Origin of the sequence: Kluyvera sp. Awk 3 (assembly GCF_028069715.1) — a bacterium.
GTDB lineage: Bacteria > Pseudomonadota > Gammaproteobacteria > Enterobacterales > Enterobacteriaceae > Kluyvera > Kluyvera georgiana_A.
Genome location: NZ_JANEWH010000229.1, coordinates 1 through 3,772, shown reverse-complemented (window position 1 = coordinate 3,772; position 3,772 = coordinate 1). Strand labels below are relative to the sequence as shown.

Here is a 3,772-nt window from a genome sequence, read left to right as displayed (position 1 = left end):
TAATTAGGCTGCTACAGCCTAAAAATCAAAAATAGCGCGACTGAAGATGTCTATTAATTATCAAAAAAGTAGACAACATTGCTCCAATTAAAACCATGAAAGCGATCACGAATCACAACCCGGCTGAATGTTGTCCGCAGGGCGAATTCTTATTCTCGTAGCAGGCCGAAGATGAACATAACAAGGCCACTTACCCTACGAGTTGTTAAATGAGGATTGCTCAATGCTCAGTCAAATACAACGCTTTGGCGGCGCCATGTTTACCCCGGTATTGCTGTTTCCTTTTGCCGGGATTGTGGTGGGTATCGCCATCATGTTACGCAACCCGATGTTTGTCGGTGAAGCGCTTACTGCTCCTGATAATTTATTTTCTCAAATTGTTCATATTATTGAAGAAGGTGGCTGGACGGTCTTTCGTAATATGCCCCTGATTTTTGCCGTCGGCCTGCCCATTGGCCTGGCAAAACAAGCGCAAGGTCGAGCTTGCCTGGCGGTGCTGGTGAGTTTTCTGACGTGGAACTACTTTATTAACGCCATGGGAATGACCTGGGGCCACTTCTTCGGCGTCGATTTCTCCCTTGATCCGACAGCGGGCAGCGGCCTGACCATGATTGCCGGCATCAAAACGCTCGATACCAGCATTATCGGTGCGATCGTGATTTCCGGTATCGTCACCGCGCTCCATAACCGCTATTTCGACAAACCTCTCCCGGTGTTTCTCGGCATCTTCCAGGGCTCGTCATTTGTGGTGATCGTCACTTTCCTGGTGATGATTCCCTGCGCCTGGCTGACGTTGCTCGGCTGGCCAAAAGTTCAGATGGGGATTGAGTCGCTACAAGCCTTCTTGCGTAGCGCGGGAGCGCTGGGCGTTTGGGTGTACACCTTCCTTGAACGCATTCTTATCCCAACCGGGCTCCATCACTTTGTCTATGGGCCATTTATTTTTGGGCCCGCCGTTGTTGAAGGCGGTATCCAGGTCTACTGGGCGGAGCATCTGCAGGCCTTCAGCCAAAGCACTGAACCGCTGAAAGCGCTGTTCCCTGAAGGTGGATTCGCGCTGCACGGTAACTCCAAAGTGTTTGGTTCCGTGGGGATTGCGCTGGCCATGTACTTCACAACCGCGCCTGAAAACCGGATGAAAGTGGCGGGTCTGCTGATCCCGGCAACGCTGACGGCGGTACTGGTGGGCATCACTGAACCGCTGGAATTTACGTTCCTGTTTATCTCTCCTCTGCTGTTTGCCATTCACGCCGTTCTGGCCGCGACGATGGCGACGGTGATGTACATGTGCGGCGTGGTGGGGAATATGGGCGGCGGTCTGCTGGACCAATTCCTGCCGCAGAACTGGATCCCGATGTTCCATAACCATGCCTCGATGATGTTTATCCAGATAGGCATTGGGCTCTGCTTCACTGCGCTCTACTTCCTGGTCTTCCGGACGCTCATCCTGCGTTTCAACCTCAAAACACCGGGCCGCGAAGACAGCGAAATTAAGCTCTACAGCAAAGCCGACTATCAGGCCGCACGCGGTAAAACCAGCGCCACCTCTGACGTTAAGTTGGGCCAGGCCGCCGGTTTCCTGCAGGCACTGGGCGGCGCAGCCAATATCGAAAGCATCAACAACTGTGCAACCCGACTGCGTATTGGGCTGAAGGACATGGCGAAAACGCAAACGGATGACGTCTTTAAAGCGCTGGGGGCACACGGTGTTGTGCGTCACGGCAACGCGATTCAGGTCATCGTTGGCCTGCACGTTCCCCAGGTGCGCGATCAGCTTGAAATGTTAATGAAAGCATCTTCTCCGACCGAACAATCCACTCTGACAGAGGCAGTATCATGAAAAAATTCTCAGTTGTTATCGCAGGCGGCGGCAGCACATTTACACCCGGTATCGTCCTGATGTTGCTGGCGAATCAGGATCGTTTTCCACTCCGCTCAGTGAAGTTTTATGACAACGACAGCGCTCGCCAGGAAGTGATCGCTGAGGCGTGCAAAATTGTTCTCAAGGAACAGGCGCCGGATATCGAATTCAGCTACACCACAGACCCGGAAACGGCTTTTACCGATGTCGATTTTGTGATGGCGCATATCCGCGTGGGTAAATACCCAATGCGTGAAAAAGACGAAAAAATTCCGCTGCGCCACGGCGTGCTGGGCCAGGAAACCTGCGGTCCGGGCGGGATTGCCTACGGCATGCGTTCCATCGGCGGCGTGCTGGAGCTGGTGGATTATATGGAAAAATACTCGCCGAACGCCTGGATGCTGAACTACTCCAACCCGGCGGCGATTGTGGCGGAAGCGACGAACCGTCTGCGCCCGAACGCTAAAATCCTCAATATCTGCGATATGCCTATCGGTATTGAAGGACGAATGGCACAGATTGTCGGCCTTCAGGATCGTAAACAGATGCGCGTTCGCTACTATGGTCTGAATCACTTTGGCTGGTGGACATCGATTGAGGATTTAGAAGGCAATGATTTGATGCCTAAATTACGCGAACATGTCGCTAAATACGGCTATGTTCCACCATCAAACGATCCACATACCGAAGCCAGCTGGAACGATACCTTTGCGAAGGCAAAAGATGTACAGGCGCTGGATCCGGACACCATGCCGAACACCTACCTGAAATACTATCTGTTCCCGGACTACGTGGTGGCGCACTCCAACCCGGAACGTACCCGCGCGAATGAAGTGATGGATCACCGCGAGAAAAACGTGTTCAGCGCCTGCCGGGCGATTATCGACGCCGGCAACGCCTCCGCGGGCGATTTAGAGATTGACGAACATGCTTCTTACATCGTTGATCTGGCCACGGCCATCGCCTTCAACACCCAGGAGCGGATGCTGCTGATTGTCCCTAACAACGGTGCGATTCATAACTTTGACGCCGATGCGATGGTGGAAATCCCCTGTCTGGTGGGCCACAACGGTCCGGAGCCCCTGACGGTGGGCGATATTCCGCACTTCCAGAAAGGGATGATGAGCCAGCAGGTGATGGTGGAAAAACTGGTGGTGGATGCCTGGGAGCAGCGCTCATACCAGAAGTTGTGGCAGGCGATAACGCTGTCGAAAACCGTGCCGAGCGCCTCGGTGGCGAAGGCAATTCTGGATGATTTAATTGAGGCCAACAAAGACTATTGGCCAGAGTTGCGCTAATCAGGCGAGCCCGCAGTTTTTGGCTGCGGGCTGTCGATTTTCCGTATCGTCGAAGGCGCGTAACCAAACTTATGCTTAAACGCCTTGCTAAAATGAAATGAGTCAAAAAAGTTCAGCATTCCCGCGACCTTACCCACCGTATTCCCTTCTTGCTTAAGCAGTGACAGCGCCAGTTCAAGCTGCGCATCCAGATAATATTCCTTCGGCGTTTTGCCGGTATAGCGCACAAACAGACGGCGTAGCCAGGGTTCACTGCACTGCATCACGTTAGCCATATCGGCGACGCTCCAGCGCTTCTGTGGATTAGCATGCAGCAGGGCGATCAGCTTTTCCAGCTTGAGAAGTTGGCGGTCTTTCTTGCCATTTTCGGCAATGAGGCAAATCCATTGATAAATAATTTTGGTGAGGTAGGCGACGGCCAGATTGTTTTTTAATGGGTCGGGGCTGGTAATCAAAGTGGCAACTTCATTCATTTCTTTATTATAAACATCACCGTTATAAATTATTCCTGGTTGTAATATTGGAATGGGCATCAGAGTGGTAGGAATAAATTCCATCCAGTATTGTTCCCAGATAAGTCCGACGCAATGATAGGATTTTATCTCAATAGGTC

3 protein-coding genes are annotated in these 3,772 nt (G+C 52.2%); 2 read left to right on the top strand and 1 reads right to left on the bottom strand.

The window, feature by feature from the left end:
- The first annotated feature begins 223 nt into the window (after positions 1 to 223).
- On the top strand, positions 224 to 1,840 hold the full coding sequence (locus NNN71_RS24010) for an alpha-glucoside-specific PTS transporter subunit IIBC (protein WP_271459529.1): 1,617 nt from the start codon (positions 224 to 226) through the stop codon (positions 1,838 to 1,840).
- Entirely contained in the window at positions 1,837 to 3,159 is a 1,323-nt protein-coding gene (locus NNN71_RS24005) for a 6-phospho-alpha-glucosidase (protein ID WP_167574696.1), read from the top strand. Before NNN71_RS24010 ends, NNN71_RS24005 begins: the two co-directional genes overlap by 4 nt.
- On the opposite strand, the gene NNN71_RS24000 is transcribed toward NNN71_RS24005, so the two are convergent.
- Positions 3,156 to 3,772: helix-turn-helix transcriptional regulator (locus tag NNN71_RS24000; protein WP_271459528.1), on the bottom strand; the 617-nt coding region annotated here is incomplete at its 5' end. The genes NNN71_RS24005 and NNN71_RS24000 overlap by 4 nt on opposite strands.

Coding starts and splice junctions, on each gene's coding strand:
- NNN71_RS24010 (WP_271459529.1), top strand. CDS start 224: ATGCTCAGTCAAATACAACGCTTTGGCGGCGCCATGTTTACCCCGGTA.
- NNN71_RS24005 (WP_167574696.1), top strand. CDS start 1,837: ATGAAAAAATTCTCAGTTGTTATCGCAGGCGGCGGCAGCACATTTACA.